1 protein-coding gene is annotated in these 3,090 nt (G+C 77.6%); it reads right to left on the bottom strand.

What is annotated here, in order from left to right:
- Positions 1 to 3,090 (bottom strand): type I polyketide synthase (locus L6E12_RS33410; RefSeq protein WP_236231916.1); only part of this gene is annotated, 3,090 nt, incomplete at both ends.

Genomic DNA, 3,090 nt, shown 5'->3' with positions numbered 1-3,090 from the left:
CGGGCGACCTCGCGGCCCAGGGCGCCGGTGGCGCCGGTGACGAGCACGGTGCCGCGCGGGGTCCACGCCTCGGCGGGCGCGGCCACGCGGCGCAGCCTGCGGGCGAACACGCCCCCGGGCCGGACGGCGACCTCGGCCTCACCGGCCGCGAGCGCGGCGGTCACGGCGTCCCAGTCCGGCTCGGCGGGCAGGTCGAGCAGCCCGGCCCAGCGGTCGGGGGCCTCCAGCGCGGCGACCCGGCCCAGGCCCCAGGCGGACGCGGCCGTGGCGTCGGGGGTGGTGCCGCTCGCGGGCACGGCCTGCCGGGTCAGCGCCCAGACCCGCACGCCCTCCGGCGTCCGGTGCAGCACGTCGAGCAGTTGGGCGGCGTCGGCCACCGGGGCGAGGACACCCTCCCCCGAGCCTGCGCCGCGCGCGGTGAGTTCGGTGTGGACGGTGGACTGCCACGGCGCGGGGTCGGCGGGCAGGACGACGGACCACTCCGCGAGGTCGACCGGGGTGGTCGTGGTGACCGGGGTCCAGCCCGCCTGGTAGAGCAGACCGTCCACAGGCGACTTGACGGCTGTGGCGGCGGTGGGCTCGCTGGGCCAGAAGCGCTCGCGCTGGAACGGGTAGGTCGGCAACGCGGTGAGCTCGCCCGACCCGAGAACCGCGGCCCAGTCGACGTCGCCGCCGTGCGCGCTCAGGTCGGCCACGGCGGTGAGCAGGGTCGTGACCTCGTCGCGGTCGCGGCGCAGGGTCGCGGCGGCCACGGCGGGGTCGGGGATCGCGCCGAGCAGCACGCCGTCCGGACCCAGCTCGACGAACCGGGTCAGGCCGCGCCCGGCGAGCGCGGCGGCGCCGTCGCCGAACCGAACCGCCTCGCGCACGTGGCGCACCCAGTAGTCGGCGGTGGCGATGGACTCGTCCGCGAAGCCACCGGTCAGGTTCGACACCAGCAGCACGCGCGGCGGCTGGTAGGACACGGTCTGCGCGACCGCGCGGAACTCGTCGAGCACCGGGTCCACGTGCGCGGAGTGGAAGGCGTGGCTGACCGTGAGCCGCTTGGTGCGGCAGCCGTCGAGGGCGGCGCCGACCGCCAGCACGGCGTCCTCGTCGCCGGAGACGACCACGGCGGTGGGGCCGTTGACCGCGGCGATGTCCGCCCCCGGCACGAGCGCGGCCCGCACCCGCTCCTCGGTGGCCTCGACGGCGAGCATCGCGCCGCCCACCGGCAGCGCGGCCATGAGCCGGGCGCGGGCGGCGACCAAGCGGCAGGCGTCGTCGAGGTCGAACACCCCGGCGACGTGGGCGGCGGCCAGTTCCCCGATGGAGTGGCCGAGCAGGGCGGCGGGCCGCACGCCCCAGTGCTGGAGCTGGCGGGCGAGCGCGACCCCCAGGGCGAACAGGGCGGGCTGCGCGTATCCCGTGCCGTCCAGCAGCCCCTCGGGGTCATCGCCCAGGGCGACCTCGCGCAGGGGCAGGTCGAACCGGGCGCACACCTCGTCGTAGGCGGCGGCGAAGACGGGCAGGGTCGCGTGCAGGTGGCGACCCGCGCCCGCGCGCTGGCTGCCCTGCCCGGTGAACAGGAACACCGCGCCGCCGGTGCCGGTGGCGGTTCCGGCGGACTGCGCGATCTCGTCCAGCGCGGTCAGGGCCTCGTCCCGGTCCGCGACGACGGGGACCGCCCGGTGGTCGAGGCGGGCGCGGGTGGTGGCCAGGGTCCAGGCGACGTCGGCCAGGTCGGCGGTGGGTTCAGCACGCAGGTGCGCGGCGAGCTGGGCGGCCTGGGCGCGCAGCGCGGCCGGGCCTGCCGCGCTCAGCGGCAGCGCCACGGGCCCCGCGAGCGCGGCGGGCTCGCCCCGGGGCTGCTCATCCGGGACCTGCTCGGCCTGCTCCAGGACGACGTGGGCATTGGTGCCGCTGATGCCGAACGAGGACACCGCCGCGCGCCGCGGCCGGTCGGCCGCCCACTCGCGGGCCTCGGTGAGCAGGCGGACCCGCCCGCTGTCCCAGTCGACGTGCGGGGTCGGCTCCGCGGCGTGCAGCGTCGGCGGGAGCACGCCGTGGCGCAGCGCGAACACCGACTTGATCACCCCGGCGACGCCCGCCGCGGCCTGGGTGTGGCCGATGTTCGACTTGACCGACCCGAGCCAGGCGGGTTCGGCGCGGTCCTGGCCGTAGGTGGCCAGCAGCGCTTGGGCCTCGATGGGGTCACCGAGGGCGGTGCCGGTGCCGTGCGCCTCGATGATGTCGACGTCGGCGGGCTCCAGGCGGGCGTCGGCGAGGGCGGCGCGGATGACCCGCTGCTGCGAGGGCCCGTTGGGGGCGGTCATGCCGTTGGACGCGCCATCGGAGTTGACCGCCGAGCCGCGCAGCACCGCCAGCACGGGGTGGCCGTTGGCCCGCGCGTCGGAGAGGCGTTCGAGCAGCAGCACGCCCGCGCCCTCACCGAAGCCGGTGCCGTCGGCGGCCGCGGAGAAGGCCTTGGCCCGGCCGTCGGGGGCCAGGCCGCCCTGCCGGGTGAAGTCGATGAACAGCCCCGGGGTGGACAGCACGGTCGCGCCGCCCGCCAGCGCCAAGTCGCACTCGCCGCCGCGCAGCGCCCTCGCCGCCAGGTGCAGGGCCACCAGGGAGGAGGAGCAGGCGGTGTCGACGGTGACGGCGGGGCCCTCGAAGCCGAAGACGTAGTTGACCCGGCCGGAGGCGACGCTGCCCGCGCTCGCCCCGAGGTGGCCCTCCACCTCGGCGAGGGTGTCGGGGCTGCCGAGCAGGCGGGCGGTGTAGTCCTGACCCATGAGCCCGGCGAACACCCCGGTGCGGCTGCCGCGCAGCCCGGAGGGCTCCAGCCCGGCGCGCTCCAGGGCCTCCCAGGCGACCTCCAGCAGCAACCGCTGCTGCGGGTCGGTGGCCAGGGCCTCGCGCGGGGAGACGCCGAAGAACGCCGCGTCGAAGTCGGCGGCGTCGTAGAGGAAGCCGCCTTCGCGCGTGGCGCTGGTGCCGGGGCCCTCGCCCGCGAACAGCCGCGCGGTGTCCCAGCCGCGGTCGGCGGGGAACGCGCCGATGGCGTCGCGGCCGTCGAGCACGAGCTGCCAGAGCTGCTCGGGGGTG

The sequence above is a fragment of the Actinokineospora sp. PR83 genome (assembly GCF_021056305.1).
In the GTDB taxonomy this organism is placed as follows: Bacteria; Actinomycetota; Actinomycetes; order Mycobacteriales; family Pseudonocardiaceae; genus Actinokineospora; species Actinokineospora spheciospongiae.
The sequence above is the reverse complement of the archived record's forward strand: the minus strand, read 5'-3'. Positions and strand labels throughout refer to the sequence as shown.